27 protein-coding genes are annotated in these 21,830 nt (G+C 43.1%); 15 read left to right on the top strand and 12 right to left on the bottom strand.

Annotated elements, in window-relative coordinates; genetic code table 11:
• Window positions 1-230 precede the first annotated feature (230 nt).
• From ACHUFI_RS08375 to ACHUFI_RS08365, 3 genes are all read right to left on the bottom strand, one after another.
• Window positions 231-1,364 (bottom strand): flagellin, encoded by a 1,134-nt coding sequence (locus tag ACHUFI_RS08375; RefSeq protein ID WP_394248076.1) that lies wholly within the window; start codon window positions 1,362-1,364, stop codon window positions 231-233.
• Between the two features lie 123 nt (window positions 1,365-1,487).
• Window positions 1,488-2,390 carry a Dyp-type peroxidase gene (locus tag ACHUFI_RS08370; protein ID WP_394248074.1) on the bottom strand — a complete coding sequence of 301 codons (903 nt, stop codon included), beginning with the start codon at window positions 2,388-2,390 and terminating at the stop codon, window positions 1,488-1,490.
• Between the two features lie 61 nt (window positions 2,391-2,451).
• Window positions 2,452-2,931: a DUF2919 domain-containing protein gene (locus ACHUFI_RS08365; protein WP_394248072.1), complete on the bottom strand. Its 480-nt coding sequence runs from the start codon at window positions 2,929-2,931 to the stop codon at window positions 2,452-2,454.
• Window positions 2,932-3,038: 107 nt separating this feature from the next.
• Between ACHUFI_RS08365 and ACHUFI_RS08360 the strand changes: the two genes are divergently transcribed.
• The gene (locus ACHUFI_RS08360) at window positions 3,039-3,380 is read left to right on the top strand and encodes a DUF2956 domain-containing protein (RefSeq protein WP_394248070.1); all 342 of its coding nucleotides are present in this window, start codon (window positions 3,039-3,041) and stop codon (window positions 3,378-3,380) included.
• A gap of 26 nt (window positions 3,381-3,406) precedes the next feature.
• The gene (locus tag ACHUFI_RS08355) at window positions 3,407-3,748 is read left to right on the top strand and encodes a DUF4156 domain-containing protein (protein WP_394248068.1); all 342 of its coding nucleotides are present in this window, start codon (window positions 3,407-3,409) and stop codon (window positions 3,746-3,748) included.
• Window positions 3,749-3,777: 29 nt separating this feature from the next.
• Here ACHUFI_RS08355 and ACHUFI_RS08350 read toward each other — a convergent pair whose 3' ends face one another.
• A complete protein-coding gene (locus ACHUFI_RS08350; protein ID WP_137355650.1) occupies window positions 3,778-4,065 on the bottom strand; it encodes a winged helix-turn-helix domain-containing protein in 288 nt (95 codons plus the stop codon).
• 202 nt (window positions 4,066-4,267) lie between these two features.
• Between ACHUFI_RS08350 and ACHUFI_RS08345 the strand changes: the two genes are divergently transcribed.
• From ACHUFI_RS08345 to ACHUFI_RS08330, 4 genes are read left to right on the top strand one after another with little or no spacing between them, the layout of a single operon-like run.
• Entirely contained in the window at window positions 4,268-4,615 is a 348-nt protein-coding gene (locus ACHUFI_RS08345; protein ID WP_394248066.1) for an ArsC family reductase, read from the top strand.
• A 30-nt stretch (window positions 4,616-4,645) separates the two neighbouring features.
• Window positions 4,646-5,782 carry a succinyl-diaminopimelate desuccinylase gene (dapE, locus tag ACHUFI_RS08340; RefSeq protein WP_394248064.1) on the top strand — a complete coding sequence of 379 codons (1,137 nt, stop codon included), beginning with the start codon at window positions 4,646-4,648 and terminating at the stop codon, window positions 5,780-5,782.
• A gap of 1 nt (window position 5,783) precedes the next feature.
• Window positions 5,784-6,458, top strand: coding sequence for a M15 family metallopeptidase (locus ACHUFI_RS08335; protein ID WP_394248062.1), 675 nt, complete (start codon window positions 5,784-5,786; stop codon window positions 6,456-6,458).
• Window positions 6,459-6,466: 8 nt separating this feature from the next.
• Window positions 6,467-6,667: a DUF2897 family protein gene (locus ACHUFI_RS08330; RefSeq protein WP_394248060.1), complete on the top strand. Its 201-nt coding sequence runs from the start codon at window positions 6,467-6,469 to the stop codon at window positions 6,665-6,667.
• 42 nt (window positions 6,668-6,709) lie between these two features.
• Here ACHUFI_RS08330 and bamC read toward each other — a convergent pair whose 3' ends face one another.
• Window positions 6,710-7,741: an outer membrane protein assembly factor BamC gene (bamC, locus tag ACHUFI_RS08325; RefSeq protein WP_394248058.1), complete on the bottom strand. Its 1,032-nt coding sequence runs from the start codon at window positions 7,739-7,741 to the stop codon at window positions 6,710-6,712.
• 48 nt (window positions 7,742-7,789) lie between these two features.
• The gene (dapA, locus tag ACHUFI_RS08320; protein ID WP_394248056.1) at window positions 7,790-8,668 is read right to left on the bottom strand and encodes a 4-hydroxy-tetrahydrodipicolinate synthase; all 879 of its coding nucleotides are present in this window, start codon (window positions 8,666-8,668) and stop codon (window positions 7,790-7,792) included.
• Between the two features lie 327 nt (window positions 8,669-8,995).
• Between dapA and ACHUFI_RS08315 the strand changes: the two genes are divergently transcribed.
• Both ACHUFI_RS08315 and bcp read left to right on the top strand, forming a co-directional pair.
• Window positions 8,996-9,538, top strand: a complete 543-nt coding sequence (locus ACHUFI_RS08315; RefSeq protein ID WP_394248054.1) for a glycine cleavage system transcriptional repressor — start codon at window positions 8,996-8,998, stop codon at window positions 9,536-9,538.
• Between the two features lie 12 nt (window positions 9,539-9,550).
• Window positions 9,551-10,024 (top strand): thioredoxin-dependent thiol peroxidase, encoded by a 474-nt coding sequence (gene bcp, locus ACHUFI_RS08310; RefSeq protein ID WP_394248052.1) that lies wholly within the window; start codon window positions 9,551-9,553, stop codon window positions 10,022-10,024.
• Between the two features lie 81 nt (window positions 10,025-10,105).
• On the opposite strand, the gene ACHUFI_RS08305 is transcribed toward bcp, so the two are convergent.
• Together ACHUFI_RS08305 and ACHUFI_RS08300 are read right to left on the bottom strand one after the other, a co-directional pair.
• A complete protein-coding gene (locus tag ACHUFI_RS08305; RefSeq protein ID WP_394248050.1) occupies window positions 10,106-11,173 on the bottom strand; it encodes an AI-2E family transporter in 1,068 nt (355 codons plus the stop codon).
• Window positions 11,166-11,405, bottom strand: coding sequence for a sulfurtransferase TusA family protein (locus ACHUFI_RS08300; RefSeq protein ID WP_394248048.1), 240 nt, complete (start codon window positions 11,403-11,405; stop codon window positions 11,166-11,168). Before ACHUFI_RS08300 ends, ACHUFI_RS08305 begins: the two co-directional genes overlap by 8 nt.
• A 180-nt stretch (window positions 11,406-11,585) precedes the next feature.
• Between ACHUFI_RS08300 and bepA the strand changes: the two genes are divergently transcribed.
• From bepA to ACHUFI_RS08280, 4 genes are read left to right on the top strand one after another with little or no spacing between them, the layout of a single operon-like run.
• On the top strand, window positions 11,586-13,040 hold the full coding sequence (gene bepA, locus ACHUFI_RS08295) for a beta-barrel assembly-enhancing protease (RefSeq protein ID WP_394248046.1): 1,455 nt from the start codon (window positions 11,586-11,588) through the stop codon (window positions 13,038-13,040).
• 42 nt (window positions 13,041-13,082) lie between these two features.
• The gene (gene arsC / locus ACHUFI_RS08290) at window positions 13,083-13,433 is read left to right on the top strand and encodes an arsenate reductase (glutaredoxin) (RefSeq protein WP_394248044.1); all 351 of its coding nucleotides are present in this window, start codon (window positions 13,083-13,085) and stop codon (window positions 13,431-13,433) included.
• Between the two features lie 5 nt (window positions 13,434-13,438).
• Window positions 13,439-14,014: an NAD(P)H:quinone oxidoreductase gene (gene wrbA, locus ACHUFI_RS08285; RefSeq protein ID WP_394248042.1), complete on the top strand. Its 576-nt coding sequence runs from the start codon at window positions 13,439-13,441 to the stop codon at window positions 14,012-14,014.
• Window positions 14,014-14,436: a DUF2069 domain-containing protein gene (locus ACHUFI_RS08280; protein WP_394248040.1), complete on the top strand. Its 423-nt coding sequence runs from the start codon at window positions 14,014-14,016 to the stop codon at window positions 14,434-14,436. Before wrbA ends, ACHUFI_RS08280 begins: the two co-directional genes overlap by 1 nt.
• A 68-nt stretch (window positions 14,437-14,504) precedes the next feature.
• Here the strand turns inward: ACHUFI_RS08280 and ACHUFI_RS08275 are convergent, their stop codons facing one another.
• Window positions 14,505-15,749, bottom strand: coding sequence for a DUF2066 domain-containing protein (locus tag ACHUFI_RS08275; RefSeq protein ID WP_394248038.1), 1,245 nt, complete (start codon window positions 15,747-15,749; stop codon window positions 14,505-14,507).
• Between the two features lie 264 nt (window positions 15,750-16,013).
• Here ACHUFI_RS08275 and ACHUFI_RS08270 point away from each other — a divergent pair, with 264 nt between their 5' ends.
• Window positions 16,014-17,261 (top strand): uracil-xanthine permease family protein, encoded by a 1,248-nt coding sequence (locus ACHUFI_RS08270; protein WP_394248036.1) that lies wholly within the window; start codon window positions 16,014-16,016, stop codon window positions 17,259-17,261.
• A 108-nt stretch (window positions 17,262-17,369) separates the two neighbouring features.
• Here ACHUFI_RS08270 and upp read toward each other — a convergent pair whose 3' ends face one another.
• On the bottom strand, window positions 17,370-17,996 hold the full coding sequence (gene upp / locus ACHUFI_RS08265) for a uracil phosphoribosyltransferase (protein ID WP_394248034.1): 627 nt from the start codon (window positions 17,994-17,996) through the stop codon (window positions 17,370-17,372).
• 168 nt (window positions 17,997-18,164) lie between these two features.
• Between upp and purM the strand changes: the two genes are divergently transcribed.
• A complete protein-coding gene (gene purM / locus ACHUFI_RS08260; protein WP_394248032.1) occupies window positions 18,165-19,205 on the top strand; it encodes a phosphoribosylformylglycinamidine cyclo-ligase in 1,041 nt (346 codons plus the stop codon).
• Between the two features lie 133 nt (window positions 19,206-19,338).
• Window positions 19,339-19,977, top strand: a complete 639-nt coding sequence (purN, locus tag ACHUFI_RS08255; protein ID WP_394248031.1) for a phosphoribosylglycinamide formyltransferase — start codon at window positions 19,339-19,341, stop codon at window positions 19,975-19,977.
• Between the two features lie 33 nt (window positions 19,978-20,010).
• Here purN and ACHUFI_RS08250 read toward each other — a convergent pair whose 3' ends face one another.
• Window positions 20,011-20,853, bottom strand: coding sequence for a class II glutamine amidotransferase (locus ACHUFI_RS08250; protein WP_394248029.1), 843 nt, complete (start codon window positions 20,851-20,853; stop codon window positions 20,011-20,013).
• A gap of 73 nt (window positions 20,854-20,926) precedes the next feature.
• The gene (gene lpcA / locus ACHUFI_RS08245; protein WP_394248027.1) at window positions 20,927-21,502 is read right to left on the bottom strand and encodes a D-sedoheptulose 7-phosphate isomerase; all 576 of its coding nucleotides are present in this window, start codon (window positions 21,500-21,502) and stop codon (window positions 20,927-20,929) included.
• Between the last annotated feature and the right edge of the window lie 328 nt (window positions 21,503-21,830).

The raw sequence follows: 21,830 nt of genomic DNA, 5'->3' as shown, positions 1-21,830 counted from the left end.
GATTTCTCCAATTGATTTTCCGGTGTAGCGGTTTCCGACGTCTCGGAAAACCAAGTAGTTCTCTCAAAGTTACTTTTTATAACGGCGGTATTTTTGGATTCTTTAGGGCTTTATTTAAATAAATTTGTAAAAAGACGCAGATAGATAGGTATGTGTGATGAAAAGCTTATAATTCAAAATTTATTATAAATATCGCTAAAGTAATTAAGATCGGTGTCGACGGCGAATCACTACCCTAACAGAGTCAAAGCAAGGTTAGGAGCCTGCTTCGCTTGAGCTAGGATTGAAGTGCTAACTTGCTGGAGGATCTGTTGCTTGATCATTTGAGTTGTTTCTTTGGCATAGTCAGTATCTTTTATACGACTGTTCGACGATGCAAGATTTTCGTGGACATTTTCAAGGTTATTGATCGCATGACCAAAACGGTTTTGATATGCACCCAACTCCGCTCGATGGCTGTCAACGTACTTCATAGCGGTATCTAATATAGACACAGCCCTTTGCGCCCCACCCACATCGGTAATATCTATGTTATCTACTGATTCGTAAGCACTTAATGACATTGAAAGCTCGTCGGCCAACCCGCCTGAAAATGAAATCGTCCCTGATGTTTCTTCGCCTGACATATAGACTTGAAGTTGTCCTTTATCATTAACAGACGCAGAGACGAGATCCGTTTGCCCGTTAATAAAAGTTGCAACTTCTTCTATGTCGTCGCCAACCTTTGCTTCTATGGAAAGCGTCTGTTCTTGACCAAACCGGTCAATAAAACTCATAGAGAGTTCGCGCTTACCGCTAGATACCGACCAGTTATCATTAGCTATGCCATTGGCAATATAACTAAAGCCCCCCATATCTAGGCTATCGGTCCGCATGTTTTTGAGTTCAACTTGTACGGCTTCTCCAGACGCAGCACCAATTTGAAATGCTGTACTGCCAAAACTCCCATTTAAAAGCTTTTTTCCACCAAAAGAGGTCGTTTCAGCAATTCTGTTCAATTCATCATTTAAAGCAGAGATTTCTTCCTGTAAAGCGATTCGCTCTGATTGACTGTTTGAACCATTGGCCGACTGGAGTGATAAGTCACGCATTCTCTGCATGATATTCGTGGTTTCATTCATCGCCCCTTCTGCCGTTTGCATGATAGAGATGCCATCATTCGCATTGCGGACAGCAACATCCAGCCCTCGCATTTGTGATTCTAGGCGATTAGAAATCTGCAGTCCTGCAGCGTCATCTTTTGCACTATTAATTCGATTCCCTGAAGCTAAACGCTCCAAGGATTGGTTCAGCATATGCGTAGCACTCGAGAGATTCCTCTGTGCGACCAATGCAGAAACATTCGTATTAACAGTTATTGCCATTCAAAACGTCACTTACAATTTTCAGTTATGTTTTTATCGGCAGGTTGCGATTTTTCTTAAACAAAAAAGGAGCAATAAATGCTCCTTTTTTAATCTTGTATTTCAAACGTTATCCGTAAAGCTCTATTTGATTGTTAGCGCGCCCAGCATAGAAGTAGAAGGAGCGAAGAAATACGCACCAGTTACAGCTTTAGTGAATCGCAGTAGCTGATCGGTTTTACCATCCGTAACACCATACATGCTCTCTAACATGGCATCGAAATTGTGGCGGTTGTTACAATACGCAATAAACAACAAGCCATGCTCACCAGAAGCCGAACCATAAGGCAAACTATGGCGTACAATCTTTAACCCCTTGCCTTCTTCTTTAATATCTACACGCCCAACATGCGATGCCGCAGGCACATCCTCTAACTCGATAGAATCTGGTTTCGTTCTACCAACGACTTTCTCCTGCGCCGCTACATTGAGGCGATTCCAAGCCGGAAGGTTGTGAATAAAGCGTTGAACCATGACATAACTACCACCAGCAAACTCACCATCTTTAACGATAGCAACCTCTTCACGTTGTTGTGCTTTAGGGTTTTCGGTTCCATCAACGAAATCAGTCATATCTCGAGAATCTAGATAACGATAACCATAAGTTTCATCGACTATTTCAACAAACTCTGACACTTCAGCTAGTAACTTTCTTAATACATAAAAGTGCAAATCGTGACGGTTTGAATGGCAATGAATCAAGACATCGACATTACTCGTAGGGGCATGAATCTCACCCTCTCCAAGCTCAGGAAAGTCGATAAGCTCAACAGGAGCAACCTGTTCAAAGTTCACCCAAAACTGCTTGGAGAAAGCGATCGACAGCGTAAGTTCAGAACCAGGCTGCGCATCATTAAGCTCATTTACAATTTGAGGTAAAGATTGCAGGTGAGCTAATACTTCAGCCGCCTGTTTAGTGACTTTTAATTGAGTATAAAGAGCAAAAGGGCCTGCTTCAGGTAAAATTGCAGATTGAGCTTGTGACATAAGAAATCCTCTACTTTTTTTGCCAGTGTAGTTATTTATAATTATCGCGCTTTGACAACGATCATTCGCTTTTTGATTCTTCGGCCGCCAAGCTAGGAATGACAAAACAGTCTCTAACCGTTCGGCTCTTAAATAGATATAGTGATAGCCACAGTAGTATGACAAGCGCTACCGCATTCGACCAACGAAATGCCCCGTTTTCTAAGTAAACGTGATAAGCGGTCTGACCCAACTGCAATACGCTCACTAATAATGTGACTTCTCTTCCCCATCGAGTAATCTGGTTAATCCACTTTCTATCAGCATTTCTTAGCCCTATCAGCCACATTAGTAGAATACTAGGTATTCCCATTGCGATACCTAGATATAACATAGAATGGTCAGGGTAAACGATTTCAAGTATTTTGGCTCCAGAGTCCCTACTTGCTCCGGCAACAATAAAAACGACCCAAGCCTTAGCTAAAAACATCCAACCAAGCCAAAGCATAATGGGTGCTTTGAGAAAGCCGTTCTTATCATATTGTTCGATGGAATAACGCACAAAAAACTTCACTAAAAAATTAAAAAAACACTTTAGCGCAATTTCCTGATATTTGGGTAGAAATTGCGGTATCTTAAACACTTCCCTGACGACTTTACGATAGAAGTATGAAAAGAAAAACGAATACGCCCTCTGTTGAATCTCAACAGGAAGCGATGAAAATTGCAAAAGCGACTCAAAAGCCTAGCCAAACAAAAGAGCAAACTAAACTCATCGCTCAAGGTATTGAAAAAGGCATTGCGCTTTATAAGAAACAACAAAAAGAAAGAAACCGACAAGCAGACAAAGCCAAAAAGAAGCAACAGAAAGCAAAGCTTCAAGAGAATAGTTCTGAAACCATTAGCGAAGAAGTCATAACGCCTACACAGTCAAATTCTGCTAAGCTACCGTGGATTTTACTAATCGCGAGCTGGGTAGCGTTCGCTGCTTACTTAACCTTCTCATCATAAGAGCAGTCCAATATAGGAGCTTAACCATGTTTAGACCCCTATCTCTAATATTCACACTTCTTACGTTAATTGGGTGTACAACTCCCACAAAAACGATGCATGCGGACGCAAAAAACATCGAACTCGATTTGCATGGCTCTTTGGATATTACGGATTGTCGCTTTCTAGGAGAGGTCACTGGCAGTGAGGGGCATTGGTATAGTTATCTATTCTTCCCAAACGATACTTTAGTCCAGGGCGCAGTCAACGAAGTAAAAAATAATGCGCTGTCACTTCAAGCCAATACCGTGGTTTTCTCTATTCCACAGGACTTTGCCACGTCGGTTACCATTCTCGGTGTCGCTTACGATTGCCCTAACCGGGAATAGCATCCAAAGAAAAGCCAGCTTTCGCTGGCTTATGCACTAAATCCAAGACTGATTGCTATATCAGTTTTACGTTCGATCACCCATTGGCTATCAAATGGCCCCCAGTCAGATAACTGATAGTAACCATCATTGTGACGCCGCCCATCTTGAACAAACATAAGTTCAATACCAATCCCCGGTAATGCCTTGAGTACATCTTGTATAGTACGACGAGGCCACCCCGTTTTCTCGATGAGTTTTGGCACGTTTGGCCGTTCAAGGCTTTCCACTAACAAAGCTAAATATAGCCGCCTTGCAAAAACAGGACTCAACTCCATTGACACCTCCTATAACTGTGCCGAGTCATTATTTCTTTTTTGGGCTAAAAGGTGTTGAGGCTGATCAATAACTCTCCGAAAGTGACATTTTCTTACTCTTTTTTTTCATTGCGTAAAATATTACACATCGAATTTGGTTGTAATTCGGCTTCCTGTTAGGATTTAGCGATAACAATGAAAAGTATCACCAAAAGGAAGAATCATGACGATCACTATGTTCGGCATTCCAAACTGCGACACAATCAAAAAAGCAAAAAAGTGGCTTGAAGCTGAAAACATTGCCTTTGAGTTTCACGACTATCGCAAGCAAGGCATTGATGAAGCGTTAGTTCAAACATTTTGTTCTGAACTAGGCTGGGAGCTGGTCGTTAACAAACGTGGCACAACATACCGCCAGTTAACCCAAGAACAAAAAGACACGCTAAGCGAAAGCTCAGCAATTCCTTTATTGGTAGAAAACCCAGCGATGATCAAACGTCCAATTTTAAAAGTTGGCGAACAATTTCATATTGGATTCAAAGCTGATCAATACACCACCATATTTTCATAATTTTTAGATACACATTTAAGGAACTCAAGGATGACAGATAGCCCTACTTTGGCTCTGGCAAAAGATCTTATTAGCCGTCAATCGGTAACACCAGAAGATGCAGGTTGCCAAGATTTAATGATTGACCGCTTAAAAGCCATCGGTTTTGAAATTGAAGTCATGGTGTTTGAAGACACGACTAACTTCTGGGCTCGTCGCGGGACAAAAGGACCACTATTTGCTTTCGCAGGTCACACCGACGTGGTGCCTGCTGGCCCTGTAGAGCAATGGGATACTCCACCATTTGAACCAACAATGGTGGGCGATTACCTCCATGGCCGTGGCGCCGCAGATATGAAAGGCTCACTGGCATCAATGATTGTTGCTGTAGAACAATTTGTCGCTGAAAACCCGGATCACGATGGCTCTATTGGCTTCTTAATCACATCTGATGAAGAAGGTCCATTTATCAATGGTACTGTTCGAGTAGTAGAAACATTGATGGCTCGCGGTGAAAATATCGATATGTGTATCGTTGGTGAACCATCAAGTACAGAACACGTTGGTGACGTGGTTAAAAATGGACGTAGAGGCTCTATTACTGGTGATTTAACCATTAAAGGTACTCAAGGCCATGTTGCATACCCGCACCTAGCAAATAACCCGGTTCATAGTTCATTGCTCGCGATTAATGAACTAGCAACGACAGAGTGGGATAAAGGTAATGACTACTTCCCACCAACAAGCTTCCAAATTCCAAACGTAAGTGCAGGGACAGGAGCATCAAATGTCATTCCTGGTGAGTTTAATGTTCAATTCAATCTACGATTCAGTACTGAACTTTGTAACGACAAGATTGTTGAGCGCGTAACGTCTACGTTGAACAAGTACGATTTTGAATACGACTTGAAATGGACGTTCAATGGCGACCCGTTCCTAACCGACACTGGCGCATTACTTGATGCTGTTGTCGATGCTGTCGACAGTGTTAATGAAGTAAAACCAGCCTTACTGACGACTGGGGGCACCTCCGATGGTCGCTTTATTGCGCGCATGGGCGGACAAGTTGTCGAACTAGGCCCTGTTAATGCGACCATTCACAAAGTTAATGAGTGCGTAAAAGTGGATGATCTTGAGAAGTTAACCAAGATGTACCAGCAAACGCTTCAAAACTTATTTGGGAAATAGCATGACTCCAGAGCAGCTCACTGGCCAAACACAAAGTCACCTAACCGATGTAATGGTGGGAAGTAAGTCTTTCCTAGTCCACCCTAAGGTTGAGCAAGATTTGTTAAGTTTGGTCGATGCTGCTCAGTCTGCCAGCTTTAAACTCGAGGTCGCCAGTGGTTTTCGAGATTTCGAAAGACAACGATTAATCTGGAATAATAAATTTTCAGGTAAAACACCCATTTTGGATTCTCACAGTCAGCCTATTAAGGCTGACTCTTTAGATGACCAAGAGAAACTATTTTCTATTTTACGATGGTCCGCTCTTCCTGGTGCTAGTCGCCATCATTGGGGTTGCGATTTCGATGTATTTGCTCGAAATTTACTCCCTAATGATACTCAACTTAAATTGGAACCGTGGGAATACCAAAAGGGCCATCAGCAAGAGTTTTATCAGTGGCTGCGTGCCAACCTAGAGCGACATGGGTTTTATTTTCCATACAGAGAAGATTTAGGCGGTGTCGCTATCGAACCTTGGCATATTAGCCATAGGGAAACCGCGACGTTCTGCTTATCAACACTTTCAGTCCAAGTCTTAACAAAGCAATTGGCTCTAAAGCCAATTTTAGGCCAAGATATAGTTATAAGTAATTTAGAGACAATCTACTCTCGCTTTGTAACAAACATTAGCGATTAGGAGGCGGTATGGAGTTTTTGACTAACCCTTGGGTCATTAGCCTGATATTAGTCAGTGTAGTGATCGGTAACATTGCTGCTCTAAAGTACACTGCCAATATGAAATTCAAGCAAGTAGAAAAGCGTAAGCACAAAAGCGACCTTGAACGCCTGACAGAGCTTGATAGAAAAAGAAGAGCGGAAGAAGCCGAACTCAACAAAGAAAAATAAAAAAAGAGGACCTAAAGTCCTCTTTTTTATTACATAACCAGCTTACTTGTTATCTTTACTTTCATCGACCACTGCTGCTAATACCGGAACAAGAGACTTAAGAAGCTCTTCTTCTACAGGTTTGCCAGCGGCATCTGTCACGTTAATCGACGTTCGGTTACCTAAATCACCAAATAAGAAGGTATACGTGCCACCTTTTAGGTCAATTGGCTTCACCCCAATTTGCTCCCAGAACTCATCATCTGGTGACGCATATTTGGCCTTAACAGTACCTTGAGACTGGTTACGCTCTTCGAGAGTAAAACCCATCGACGGCAATAACTCAGGTAGTCGTTGCCAAAGAACATTATAAGGCGCGCGAGCAATAATTACCGGGAAACCACTGCGGTCAGAACCCATCGAAATTGGAATTTGTTTTACCAACTCCTGAGCTTTCAATGCAGCTTCTTCACGCAAGTCTTGATCGTATTTCGCCGTAACAAGGTTTGTCATAAAGGCGTTGTAGCGCTCTTTATTTGTTGCTGTCACAGGCTTAATTTCAGACCCTTCTTTCCAATCAATCAGGCTAATTTTAAAGCCATGACGATTATTCGCTTCAAAGCGTTCGATCGAATAACGGCTACCGATCGTCACTTCTTCATCTTCTGATTCCCAAGAAACCCAGCCAGTTTCAACTTGAGAGTCAGTTTGTTCACGGATCTCGATATTACGGTTTTCAAGCATGTCTAATGCTGTTTTCCATACTTTAGCCGCTTCTTCCTCTCTCAGTAACCATAGCGTTACTTCACCATCACGACGCTCTGAACGAGCTCCTGGGATTAGCTCAAGCACTTGCTGAGGTGGTCGAATGTCGACTTGCTTACCAATACCACCGGTGAATTCACCGTCAGGAATATCGTAGTTTGGATAGAACTGAGGAACGGCATCTTCAGGTAATTGCCATTGTGAAAACTCTGGCGTTTCTAAATACTCAAAATCATCTTTTGCTTGGCGTCTTTGAGAAGCGCTGCCAGAACATGCTGTAAGAACAAAAACAGCCAGTGAACCGATCACTAGCTGGTGAGAATACTTCATTTATACTCCTAAATGCCGAAGTGACACTCCGGCACTACTTTCAACTAATTAGTAGATGCAAGCTTCTGTCATTGCTTGAGCAACAACAGGCTGAGCGGGCTCTGACAACTCAGTCAGAGGTAGGCGTAAACCACCTTCCGCAATCAAACCCATTTTATGAACAGCCCACTTCACTGGGATTGGGTTAGATTCAACAAATAAGTTTTTATGAAGAGGCATTAAACGCTCATTGATAGCTTCCGCTTCTTCGTACTTGCCTTCTTTTGCCAATTTAAACATGGTTGCCATATCTGCCGCCGCAACGTTATTCGTTACCGAAATTACGCCGTCGCCGCCACGTTTAACAAATTCAAGGCCAGTTAAGTCATCGCCACTTAGTAAGATAAAATCTTCGCCACAAAGTTCACGATGAATTGCAATTCTATCTAAATCACCGGTCGCATCTTTTAGTGCAACGATGTTTTCGATTTTAGCTAAGCGAGCCACTGTCTCTGGAAGTAAATCTACTGCCGTACGGCCAGGTACGTTGTATAAGATTTGAGGAACATCACTGACTTCAGCAATAGCTTTGTAGTGTTGGTACAAACCTTCTTGTGTCGGTTTGTTGTAATAAGGAGTCACACTTAAACAGCCAGCGATACCAGAACCGTTTAGCAATCGGCTAAAAGTGACAGATTCGTGTGTCGCATTAGCACCAGTGCCTGCAATAATTGGAATACGACCCGCCGAAAACTCGACCATCTTAGTCACAACTTTGACATGCTCTTCAACAGTTAATGTAGCAGACTCGCCAGTTGTACCTACTGCAACCAAACCATCACTACCAGCAGCCACATGATGCTCAACAAGCTTTTTCAAGCTGTCAAAATCAACTTCACCGTCTGGATTAAATGGTGTAACTAACGCAACGATACTTCCTGAAAACATGTCTATCTCCCTAAATTGATTCTTTTTGCATGGTACTGTAAGGCGATTGATAAACACAAGAGATTAAAGCGGCTTACGTAGTACAATTGGATGAAATAGTGCCGGATGTTAGAGGCTTCACACCTCTGGGCATTAAAAATGTGATAAATGAGTAGCGAAGCCCTATTCTAGAAGCCTTCGCCACTATCATGTCAATTCTAAGTAATTTTAAAACTGAGCCAAATATTGATACTAGGAATAACACAAAAAGCCAATTTGATGCACTTATTGTTCACAATATCTGTGCTACCATGCATGGAATTATGGAAAAAATAAAGAAGTGATTTTATGACTCAGCATCTAGTAATCACAGCAGTGGGCACAGACCGCCCAGGAATCTGCAACCAAGTCGTCCATTTAGTAACGGAGTCAGGTTGTAACATCATCGATAGCCGCATTGCATTGTTCGGTGAAGAGTTCACCCTCATCATGTTACTTTCCGGTAAAGCGAATAACATTACTCGAGTGGAAACCACGCTACCGCTACTTGGACAAGAGCATGACCTAATTACCATCATGAAGCGTACTTCTCCCCATGATCAGGTTGATAACTCATACACGCTTGAAGTCTTTGTTGAGTCTGATGACAAAGTTGGGCTGACCGAAAAATTCACCCAGTTTTTTGCGGACCGAAACATAGGCCTAGCTTCGTTAAGCGCACAAACCATCAATAAATCAAAAGTACAGCTAGACAACGACCAATTTCATATCTCTATTACGGCATCTGTTCACTCAGATTGTAATTTGATGCAACTACAAGAAGAATTCAACGCGTTGTGTCAGGAGCTTTCAGTACAAGGCTCACTAAACTTCATTAAAAACAGTCTATAAAAAGGAAATCTCATGAATACGCTGACAGCCGGCACCCCAGCACCAGCTTTTTCACTGCTCAACCAAAACGGTGAAACCGTTTCATTAAATGACTTCAAAGGTAAAAAAGTTCTTTTTTACTTTTACCCAAAAGCCATGACTCCAGGTTGTATTGTTCAAGCGGAAGGGCTGCGTGATATCAAAGCTGAACTTGATGCTCTTAATGTTGTAGTACTGGGCGTAAGTATCGACCCTGTTAAACGCCTTCCTAATTTCATTGAGAAGAAGTCACTAAACTTCGACTTACTTTCAGATGAAGATCATCAAGTGGCTGAGCAGTTTGGTGTTTGGGGCGAGAAAAAGTTCATGGGGAAAGTGTATGATGGACTTCATCGAATCAGCTTCCTTATCAACGAAGAAGGTGTGATTGAGCATGTCTTCAATAAATTCAAAACAAAGACTCACCATGAAGTCGTTCTTGGTTACTTTAATCAAAACGAAGCGTAATTAGTTTCGTTCGCCTTCAAGCCAACAACAAAAAAACCCGAACTCTCAGTTCGGGCTTTTTATTTGATAGGACGTCTCACATTATTCTATGAGTTCGTGATGCTCGTTACTTGGCAATGCATTCCATACAGCTTTAACTAACGTGGCCAAAGGAATCGCAAAGAATACCCCCCAGAAGCCCCACAGTCCTCCAAACACCAGTACAGCCACGATAATTGCGACCGGATGAAGGTTAACCGCTTCTGAAAAGAGAACCGGCACTAACACGTTACCATCCAAAGCTTGGATTATGCCGTAAGCCAATAGTAACCAGTAAAATGGAGGCGTCAGTCCCCACTGGAATAAACCAACAATCGCAACAGGAACAGTAACAGCCGCCGCGCCAATATAAGGAATGAGGACAGACAGCCCCACAGCGACCGCCAGTAATGCCGAATAACGTAAATCTAGAATGGCAAACGTAATGTAGCTCACTCCACCAACAATCAAGATTTCAACCACTTTGCCGCGGATATAGTTTGAGATTTGCTGATTCATCTCAACCCAAACTTTCGTTGCCAAACGACGGTTCTGTGGCAATACCCCACTCGCCATTTGAATCATTTCTTCCTTATCTTTCAACAAGAAGAAGATAAGCAGTGGCACTAAAATCAGATACACAGCAAGTGTTGCAATACTCACCAATGAAGCAAGAGAGCCTTTTACTACACTCTCTCCCATACCCAATACTTTATTCTTCGCATTAGAAACCACGGATTCGACAATTTGTAGGTTAGCTAACTCTGGGTAACGTTCAGGGATCGTAGAGATAAACTTCTGCAGCCCACCATACATGCTAGGAATATCATTGATAAGGTTACCAATTTGATTCCAAATAGTCGGGACAAGACCAAACAATGCCAACAACATCAAACTAAAGAACATCAAGATAACTAGCATGACAGATGGCGTTCTAGGTATGCCTAAGCGTTGCAACTGCGCGACAGGCCACTCAAGTAAATACGCCAATACGATCGCGACAAGCAATGGCGCAATCAAATGACCAAAGAAGTAAATTGTAATGAAGCCGAAAAGAATGATTGCAACCAGACTGACAGCGTGTGGATCGGAAAAACGTCGTTTATACCAACGACTGACCATTTCAAGCATTGGACTGCGGTTCCTTTTTCAAAACTTTGATGTGGTGATATTCTGAGTTAGCTTCACTTTCGACGACAAACGCCTGTCTCTTAAGGAAGTTAATGGTGTCTTTTATGGAGCTCTGGTCAGCCATATAGATTGACAATGATTGACCAACTTCTAACCGTGCGGTGTGACGTTTGGCTAATAATAACGCCATAGGACAACGCTCCTGGCGTAAATCTAGAATATTTGGTTTCATTCTTGAGCTCGATGCTTATTATAAGAGCTTATTGTAATGTGTTTTTGAAAGCCTTACACCTTTCTATCACATTTAGCGTCGAGATAATGTGCGTCAATAATAAGCTGAAGTTAGATAAAAGAAACCAATTCGCAATATCCTTGTCTTAATGTCAGAAGAAATGGAGTACCACTGACCAATATGTTTAAACGCACACGTTCCATAGTTTGCCTTTGTATCGCAGCTGCATTAAGTACACCCGCACCGACTTTCGCCAATAGCCCAGCTCTACCTGACATTGGTACCGCAGCTGGCGGAACGCTAACCATAGATCAAGAGCTTATCTATGGTGATGCTTACATGCGGATTTTAAGGAACAGCCAACCAATCGTGAATGATCCAGTTCTAAATGAGTACATTACCAATTTAGGCCATCGTTTGGTCGCGAATGCTAATGACGTAAAAACACCGTTTCAATTTTTCATGATTCGCGACCGTAACATTAACGCGTTTGCTTTCTTCGGTGGTTATGTCGCGCTTCACTCTGGCTTATTCTTGCACGCTCAGACAGAAAGCGAGTTGGCCTCTGTTGTTGCGCACGAAATCGCGCACGTGACTCAGCGCCACCTTGCTCGAAGTATGGAAGATCAAGCCCGTCGCTCTCCAGCTACCATGGCCGCATTAGTCGGTGGCTTACTGCTTGCGATCGCTGCACCAGAAGCCGGAATAGCGGCAATCACAGCAACCACTGCTGGTAATATGCAAAGCCGAATTAACTACACACGTAGTAATGAAAAAGAAGCCGACAGATTTGGCATTAATACACTGGCAAAAGCCGGCTTTGACGTTAACGCCATGCCACGATTTTTTGGCCGTCTTGCGGATGAATACCGATATGCGAGTACACCTCCGCCAATGCTCCTAAGTCACCCATTACCAGAAGCTCGTATTACCGATTCTCGTCAGCGCGCGCAAAATTACCCACCTCTTCGTGTTGCGCCTTCGCTGGACTACCACTTAGCACGAGCAAGAATCGTTGCTCGCTATGCAGGCATCAATAGCGACGCGGCAATGGATTGGTTTGAACGTAGAAGTAAAAAAGCGACGCCAGCTATCGCACCATCTTTTGAATACGGGAAAGCGCTTGTCTATCTAGACTCCAAGCAATTAGACAAAGCCGAGCCTATTTTGAGTAAGCTCATTCAAAATGATCCGATGAACTCTTTTTACTTAGACGCTTTGGCAGATCTTCATATTGCTCAAAAACAGCCAGAAGTAGCGATTAAGGAAATGCAATCCGCGCTTACTCGCAAACCCAACAACCCGGTATTAACCATTAACTACGCCAACGCTTTGCTAGAAGATGAGCAATTTGAGGAAAGTGTTAAGGTATTGCAGCGCTATACCCACGATAATCCAAACGATACTAATGGCTGGCATTTACTGTCTAAAGCCAATATCAGCTTGGCGAATAGCGATGAGGATCTCGCTGCTCGCGCTGAAATCCTTGCTCTGCAAGCTAATTGGAATAAAGCCATTCAGTATTACACCCAAGCCAGCCAAATCGCAGAATTAGGCAGCTTAAAGCAAGCTAGATACGATGCACGAATTGATCAACTCATGATTCAACGCGATCGCTTCTTGGCTTTGCAATAACCAACAGCCATCTACGGACGTATTACAATTTAGGAGAAATTCATGTCAGTCGTGATCTACCACAACCCAAGATGTTCAAAAAGCCGTCAAACACTTGCAGTTTTAGAAGAGAATGGTGTCCAACCAGAGATCGTGAAGTACCTAGAAACACCGCTAACGGTTGTTGAGCTCAAAGCTTTGTATTCTCAGTTGGGGTTCGAGTCAGTGCGTGACATGATGCGTACCAAGGAAGCCGACTACAAAGAGGCAAACCTTGGTGCTGAAAGCGTTACTGATGAAGAGCTATTTCAAGCAATAGCAGATAATCCAAAACTGTTTGAGCGCCCAGTCGTGGTGGCAAACGGTAAAGCGAAAATCGGCCGTCCACCGGAACAAGTACTTGAGATCCTCTAGTTCCAATGAACATTAAGATCCTTGTTCTCTACTATAGCCGGCACGGTAGTACGCGCTCACTTGCAAGACAGATCGCCCGAGGCATTGAATCAATGCCTCACTGTGAAGCGATATTGCGAACTGTGGAAGAAATCACACCGGATGCCCCAGCTCCACAAGAAGCCATTGTCTCTGTTGATGATTTAAAAGTGTGTGATGGACTCGCAATGGGCAGCCCCGTTTGGTTTGGCAATATGGCAGGTCCGTTGAAGCACTTTTGGGACACCACCACTCCGCTTTGGGTGAACGGTGATTTAATTGATAAACCCGCTTGTGTGTTCACTTCGTCTTCATCAATGCACGGAGGTCAAGAAACGACCCAACAAAGTATGATGACGCCATTGTTGCACCATGGAATGCTAATACTTGGTATTCCCTACTCCCAGCCTACCCTTCATTCCACCCAGTCTGGTGGAACACCGTATGGTGCAAGCAGCGTTGGACACTCCACATCTTTGACAAAAGATGAAATAGAATTGGCGCAGCAAATGGGGAAGCGACTTGCTCGTATTGCAATGAATCAAAAGGAAATCAATCTTTAATGGACATGTCACCAAGAACCAGACAATTTCGCTTTCTAGCCCTGTTTGGTAATTTATCCTTATTAGCTTGGGTATTGGTTTGGCAGCTAAGCCTATCACCTCACCCTCACTTAAGCAGTATGGTGCTTGCCGGAGCCTGGGCGTTTCCTTTACTGTTAACTTTACCAGGCATTATCGCAGGCAAACCCTATACCCATGCTTGGGCAAACTTCGTTCTGATGCTCTATTTTCTACATGCTTTAACCATCCTATATATCGATGGGGGAGAACGCATGTTAGCCTTAGTTGAGCTGGCATTAACTACGATTTGCTTTGCGGGTAATATTCTTTATGCGCGCTGGCGTGGTAAAGAAATGGGGCTAAAACTAAAGCGTCTATCTGAAGTTGAAAAAATAGAAAAATCTAAGTTCGATAAGTCCTAGTTTTAACGGTTCTTACTATAAAAAAACGCGCCATAAGAGCGCGTTTTTTATTTTTCATTTTCTATCTGTTAGTTCTTTATCCACTCGTAAGTGAGGACTTGCTCTGCCGAAATAACTTCCGTCGTTTCGAGCGCAGTTGTCTCATTACTCTGTGTGTCGACAGATTCAATACTGGACGCTTCACTTTCAGTCACATCGCTACTCACGGTAGGATTTTCAGACAGCACCTCGCTTTGAGTGCTACTCGTTTCTTCCGCTTCAACTACTACGGTGTTTTCTTGTGATTCGAACTCAGGCGCAATTTCAGGTTCAACCACCTCTAGTTCCATTTCCGCTAATTGTCGAATACGGCGTAACTCCGCTTTAAATTCTTCTGGAGAAGATAACAAGTGAATCCTAAAGGTCACTTCATTATTTTGAATTTTTAGAATATCCAAACTTGCAACTGAGTTTAGTGCCTTTAGCCCGTTTTCCAGTTCAAAGAAATCTTGCGCGTCACTTACATTCATAAACTGAACTAATTGAGATTCCGACGACTCGCTAGCAACGGTTACAGCGCTTTTCCCTGCATAGTAATTACTTACTTCATCAATCAATGCTTGCGCTTGAGTCGCGCTGTTACCGGAAACTGAGCCAGTGATAGGCGTCTTAGGCGAGTCCACAATTAAGTTCGGTTTTTGATCATACAACGTCCAACGCATGCCTTGGCGTTGCGAACGGATCACTAACACCGCATCAACAGGATAGCGTTGACTAGAAGCACTGATTGGTCCAACGAATGAGCCCCATAAATCCGATACTGCGATACCCGTAATATCATCAAAATCACCTACAGGTAACGTTACTGGTAGTCCACGTCGTTGAGAGTTCTCGATAATGCTACGACGCAAATTGGAGTCGGAATGCTCCCACGCGATACTACGATCGTAGTTTTGTTCTTCCACTAACCAAACTAAAATATTGGCTCGATTTTCAGGCCAGTAAGGTAATTGAGCTTGAGTAAGTAATGAACGGATTTGAGCTGCATTGAAACGCATCTTCAAAGTACTCGCTTCTTCTTGTTCTCCATAGCTCATTTGAGAAAGGTACTGAGCACTTTGTCTTAACGCCTTTTGGACCGTTTCATTGTTAACTACATCAGTGTTACCCGTCGCACGAACAAGCACTTCCTGCATTCCTTGCTTTCGAGCCGTGACTTCTGGTTCTTTGCCTTCTTCGTCAATGACAACTTCAGAACTAAAAATATTCACTTGTGTTAATGCATAACTTGGCAGAGCCATACAACTCATAATTAACAATGCTAAATAGCGCATACCGATCCTAAACTTTTAAGCGTGAGCTTGGATGATAAGCAACAATGAATCACTGAGCAAGCAGACTAGGTAATGTCTCGGTCATAATTAGACGCTTAACATCGTTCAATTTTGGTGATTATCTCCATTTACCCTTCTCTATATAGGAAATTTATCTCTTATCAGACAAACCAAGAGGTATAAGTTTGATCTATACAACATAGCAATCGATTGCGAGGTGATAAAATCCCGCCGATTTTATTTAACCTTTGAAAAGGAATCATTATGAAAAACGCCTTACAGGGTGCACAAATGTTATTTGTTGCATTCGGTGCTCTGGTGTTAGTCCCGCTGCTTACTGGACTCGATCCCAATGTTGCACTGTTCGGTGCTGGTATCGGTACACTTTTGTTCCAACTCATTACACGCCGCTCCGTTCCCATTTTTTTAGCGTCTTCTTTTGCATTTATTGCACCTATCATGTTCGGCGTACAAACTTGGGGCATTGGTGCAACAATGGGCGGCTTAATGGCTGCTGGTGTTGTTTACGTGCTGATGGGGGCGATCATCAAAGTTCGAGGTGTTGGGTTTATTCATAAACTCCTTCCTCCTGTCGTCGTTGGCCCTGTCATTATGGTGATTGGTCTTGGTTTGGCACCTGTGGCCGTTAACATGGCTCTTGGCAAAACAGGGGACGGTGCTGTGCAGTTAGTTGATGCAGATGCTGCACTTTGGATTTCTTCGATTGCACTTTTGGTCACCATTGCAATTAGCGTATTCGCTAAAGGCTTTCTAAAACTCTTACCGATTTTCGGTGGGATTGTCGCAGGATATATCGCTAGCTTAGTTTATGGCGTGGTTGATTTTTCTCCCGTCGTACAAGCTTCTTGGTTAGCTTTACCAAAATTCATCGCACCTGAGTTCAACATCAATGCGATTTTCTTTATGGTCTTTGTCGCGATCGCTCCTGCTGTTGAACACGTCGGCGATATGCTCGCGATTTCTAATGTCACAGGTAAAGACTACCTTAAAAAGCCGGGCTTACATCGCACGATGACTGGTGATGGTGTCGCAACGATCGCTGCATCAATGATAGGCGCTCCGCCAAACACAACATACAGTGAAGTCACTGGTGCGGTTATGCTAACTAAAGCATTTAACCCAGTGATCATGACTTGGGCAGCCGTGATCGCAATTGTACTGGCATTGGTTGGGAAACTTGGCGCACTACTGCAAACCATTCCTGTACCAGTAATGGGCGGCATCATGATCCTACTATTTGGTTCAATCGCAACAGTAGGCCTAAATACGCTGATTAAGAATAATGTCGATTTACATAAATCTCGTAACCTAGTGATTGTTGCCGTTACCCTAGTTTTCGGTATTGGAGGCATGGCTTTTGGTGTCGGAGAGTTCAGCTTGCAGGGTGTGAGTTTGTGCGGGATTGTCGCGATTCTACTAAACCTAATTCTCCCACAGGATTTAGGTGACAACCACGTCGTTGATAATGCGCAAATTGAAGAGCCTAGATAAAGGCTGTTCGCCCGAACTTTAGCTAATTTCTAAGGGTTGTGCGCCACAAACAAAAATGGCTTGATGGAACCGCATCAAGCCATTTTTATTATCATTTTATCGGGCTAATTATTTAGTACCGAAAATCTTGTCACCTGCATCGCCTAGACCAGGAACAATGTAACCCTTGTCATTTAGCTTCTCGTCGATTGCTGCAGTGTAAAGCTCTACATCTGGGTGAGCTTTTTCAAGCGCTTCGATACCTTCCGGAGCCGCTACTAGAACAAGAACCTTAAACACTTTACAACCTTGCTCTTTCAAAAGGTCAAGAGTTGCGATCATCGAGCCACCCGTCGCAAGCATTGGGTCTACCACTAGAGCGATACGCTCATCGATATTTGACGCAAGCTTGTTGAAGTAAGGTACTGGCTCTAGCGTTTCTTCATCACGGTAGATACCAACAACACTGATACGAGCGCTTGGCATGTGCTCAAGAACACCATCCATCATACCTAGACCAGCACGTAGGATTGGAACAACTGTTACTTTTTTACCTTTAATTTGGTCTACTTCTACTGGGCCATTCCAACCGTCAATGGTTACACGCTCAGTTTCAAAGTCAGATGTCGCTTCATATGTTAAAAGACTGCCCACTTCTGTTGCTAGCTCACGAAAACGCTTAGTACTGATATCGCCTTCACGCATTAAGCCAATTTTATGCTTTACTAGTGGGTGTTTCACTTCAACAACTTTCATGTCCAACTCCGGAAAAATTAATCAAACCTAGCAATTATACACACTTTCTCGCACTTTTTCAGAATGTTTCACTATATAAAAAAACTGACGCAAACGTTTTCCTTTTTGATTTAACCCCTGTTAGAATAGCGCCGTTTTCACATCCAACTTAAGACTGAGGACTATCCCGTGAGCGGTAATAATTCTTCTCTAAGCTACAAAGACGCTGGTGTTGATATCGATGCAGGTAACGCACTAGTAGATCGTATTAAAGGTGCAGTAAAACGCACTCGTCGCCCTGAAGTTATGGGTGGCATTGGTGGCTTCGGTGCCCTTTGTGAACTTCCAACTAAATACAAAGAGCCTGTACTGGTTTCTGGTACAGATGGTGTAGGTACTAAACTTCGCCTTGCTTTGGATATGAAAAAACATGACACCATTGGTATCGACCTAGTAGCAATGTGTGTGAACGATTTGATCGTTCAAGGTGCAGAACCACTATTCTTCCTAGATTACTATGCGACAGGAAAACTAGACGTTGATACTGCAGCAGATGTCGTTTCAGGTATTGCTGAAGGTTGTGTTCAATCTGGTTGTGCTCTTATCGGTGGTGAAACTGCTGAAATGCCAGGTATGTACGAAGGCGAAGATTACGACGTTGCCGGTTTTTGTGTTGGTGTTGTAGAAAAAGCTGACATCATCGACGGCACTAAGGTCGCGGCGGGTGATGCTCTTATCGCTGTAGGCTCGAGTGGCCCACACTCAAATGGCTACTCTCTAATTCGGAAAGTACTAGAAGTATCTGGTGCAGATAAGAATGAAGAACTTGAAGGTCGCACCATTGGCGAGCACCTTCTAGAGCCAACTAAAATTTACATCAAATCGGCGCTTAAGATGATTGCTGAGCATGACATTCATGCTATTTCGCACATCACTGGCGGCGGTTTCTGGGAAAACATCCCTCGCGTACTGCCTGAAGGCACTAAAGCTGTCATCGATGGTAAGAGCTGGGAATGGCCTGCAATCTTCAACTGGCTACAAGAGAAAGGCAACGTGGAGACATTCGAAATGTACCGCACTTTCAACTGTGGTGTAGGCCTTGTTGTTGCTCTACCTAAAGACCAAGCAGACGCAGCTGTTGAACTACTGAAAGCAGAAGGCGAAAACGCTTGGGTTATCGGTGAAATTGCTAACGCTGAAGCTGGCGAAGAGCAAGTTGAAATTAACTAAGTCTAGTTTCAATTTCGACATATAAAGAATGAGGACCGTAGGTCCTCATTCTGCTATTTAGCCCGCAGAAAACCTTAAACTAAGTAGGTACATTGTTTATACCTACCTTCCATCATTTGAGTTTGACCCCTGCATGAAGAATATTGTTGTTTTGATCTCCGGTAGCGGAAGCAACCTGCAAGCCATATTAGATGCTTGCGAAAGTAAAATGATTAATGCTTCTGTAAAAGCTGTTTTTTCAAATAAAGCCGATGCCTATGGCCTTGAGCGCGCGCGCACATCAGAAGTCGATGCACATTCCGTTAATCCTAAAGAATTCGAATCACGTGAAGCATTCGATTTAGAGTTAATGAAACAAATTGACGCATACCAACCTGATCTTATTATCCTTGCGGGATACATGAGAATCCTAAGCGCTGAATTTGTGCGCCACTATCTCGGTAAGATGATAAATATTCATCCGTCATTGCTACCCAAATACCCTGGCTTACATACCCATCAACGTGCTATCGACGCCAAAGATTCCGAACATGGAACCAGTGTGCATTTCGTTACTGAAGAGTTGGATGGTGGCCCTGTGGTGCTGCAAGCCAAAGTTCCAGTATTTGATGATGATAATGCAGAGTCACTGGCAAGCCGAGTTCTTACGCAAGAGCATCAGATTTATCCATTGGTAAGTAAATGGTTTATCGAAGAACGTTTATCGATGATAAACGGAAAAGCGGTTTTAGATAGTAAAGAATTGGGTCTACACGGTTACGCAGAAGAATAAAAAAAGAGGCTGGATATTCAGCCTCTTTTTTATTTATAACGGTTCAGTTGGTGCCTGACTGGCGACCTTTTTAGGTGCATATTTGACATCCACCAGCTGGTATTTGTTCGAAGCGACCAATTCTCCAAAATGAAACAGAGCAAACTCACCAGGCTTCATTCTCGACCACTGTTCGTTGTCGGTGAGCGGCTGAGTTGCCACAACCGTCACCACATCGTTAGGTGTCGTCTCTTCTTGGAAGTTAATCTCTACGTCTTCATCAATAAGGCTTGCCTTACCAAATGGCGCGCGACGAGTGATCCAATAAAGGTGGTTGGTGCAATAAGTCATCACATATTCACCGTCACTCAGGAGCATATTAAACACACCTTTCTCTTTTAACTTGTCACAACACTCAGCGACAAAATTAAACATACCTTCAAGATCTTGAGGCGGCTCTGGGTAACGGTCTTCCAGTTGCTTCAACAACCAGCAAAACGATAACTCACTGTCTGTTTCGCCAACTGGACGAAAACGCCCTCCAGATAAATCATCGTAATCACTCAATTGACCGTTGTGAGCGAAAGTCCAATAACGCCCCCACAGTTCACGAGTAAATGGATGCGTGTTTTCTAAGTTCACACCACCACGGTTGGCCTGACGGATATGACTCACGACCGCGCAGCTTTTAATCGGGTAGTTTTGAACCAACTCCGCTATTTTCGATTCACAGCTTGGATTCGGATCTTTAAAAGTGCGGAAACCTTTACCTTCATAAAAAGTGATCCCCCAACCATCACGATGTGGGCCGGTATTTCCCCCACGTTGCATTAGGCCTGTGAAGCTAAAACAAATATCGGTTGGCACGTTCGCACTCATACCGAGCAATTCACACATGGTCTAACTTACTCCCTGTTCTAAACCATTATTGAAGACAAATTGGCTTCAACTTTCTTCGCTATTACTTTAATTATTCCATCTCTTTTTCAACGAGCTGAATAATGATGTGAATAATTTTGATATGGATTTCTTGAATTCGATCTGCATACCCGAAATGAGGTACACGGATTTCGATATCAGCACAACCCGCCATCTTGCCGCCATCCTTGCCCGTTAAAGCAATCGTTTTCATACCTTTTGCTTGAGCGGCTTCAATAGCATTAAGGATATTCTCTGAATTACCAGACGTTGATAACCCAAATAGCACATCACCTTTGCGACCTACAGCTTCAACGTAACGAGAGAATACAAAGTTGTAGCCAAAATCATTACTGACACAAGACAAATGGCTTGGATCAGAAATCGCGATACCCGCAAAACCTGGGCGATTTTCACGATAACGACCAGTTAACTCTTCTGCAAAGTGCATTGCATCACAATGAGAACCACCATTACCACAAGACAGTACTTTACCTTCTTGTTTGAAAGAATCAGCGATCATCTTTGCTGCCGCTTCAATTTGAGCAATGTTGTGGTCATCAGTTAAAAACTTATTCAGGACGTCAGCAGCTTCGTTTAATTCACTTTTGATTAGGTCTTGGTACATAAGGCGTATCTCTTATTTTTATTCAAGCAGATGTTGCTTGCGGATTGAGAGTTAGGGTTCTTTATCCCTTTTACCTGAGTTTACCCACAAACATTTCGTAGTGTCGACACCTAAGCCAAAAGATTGCCACCTTTATTGAGTTCGAATGAAATATTTGCACAGAAATTCATCACCGACCTCTCAACTTTAGAACTTTAACTCTACAGAGATCACTTTTAACTCACAGTGGGGTTTTACAAATATTTAATATTTTGATTACATTGACTGGTTCGACCTCTTACCAAAAACTATACTTAACGTTAAGTGATGTCTGAAAAGGAACTCAAAC

The sequence above is a fragment of the Vibrio profundi genome (genome assembly GCF_043642225.1).
Classification (GTDB): domain Bacteria; phylum Pseudomonadota; class Gammaproteobacteria; order Enterobacterales; family Vibrionaceae; genus Vibrio; species Vibrio profundi_A.
Note: the sequence above shows the minus strand (reverse complement) of the source record. Positions and strands in the feature narration are given on the sequence as shown.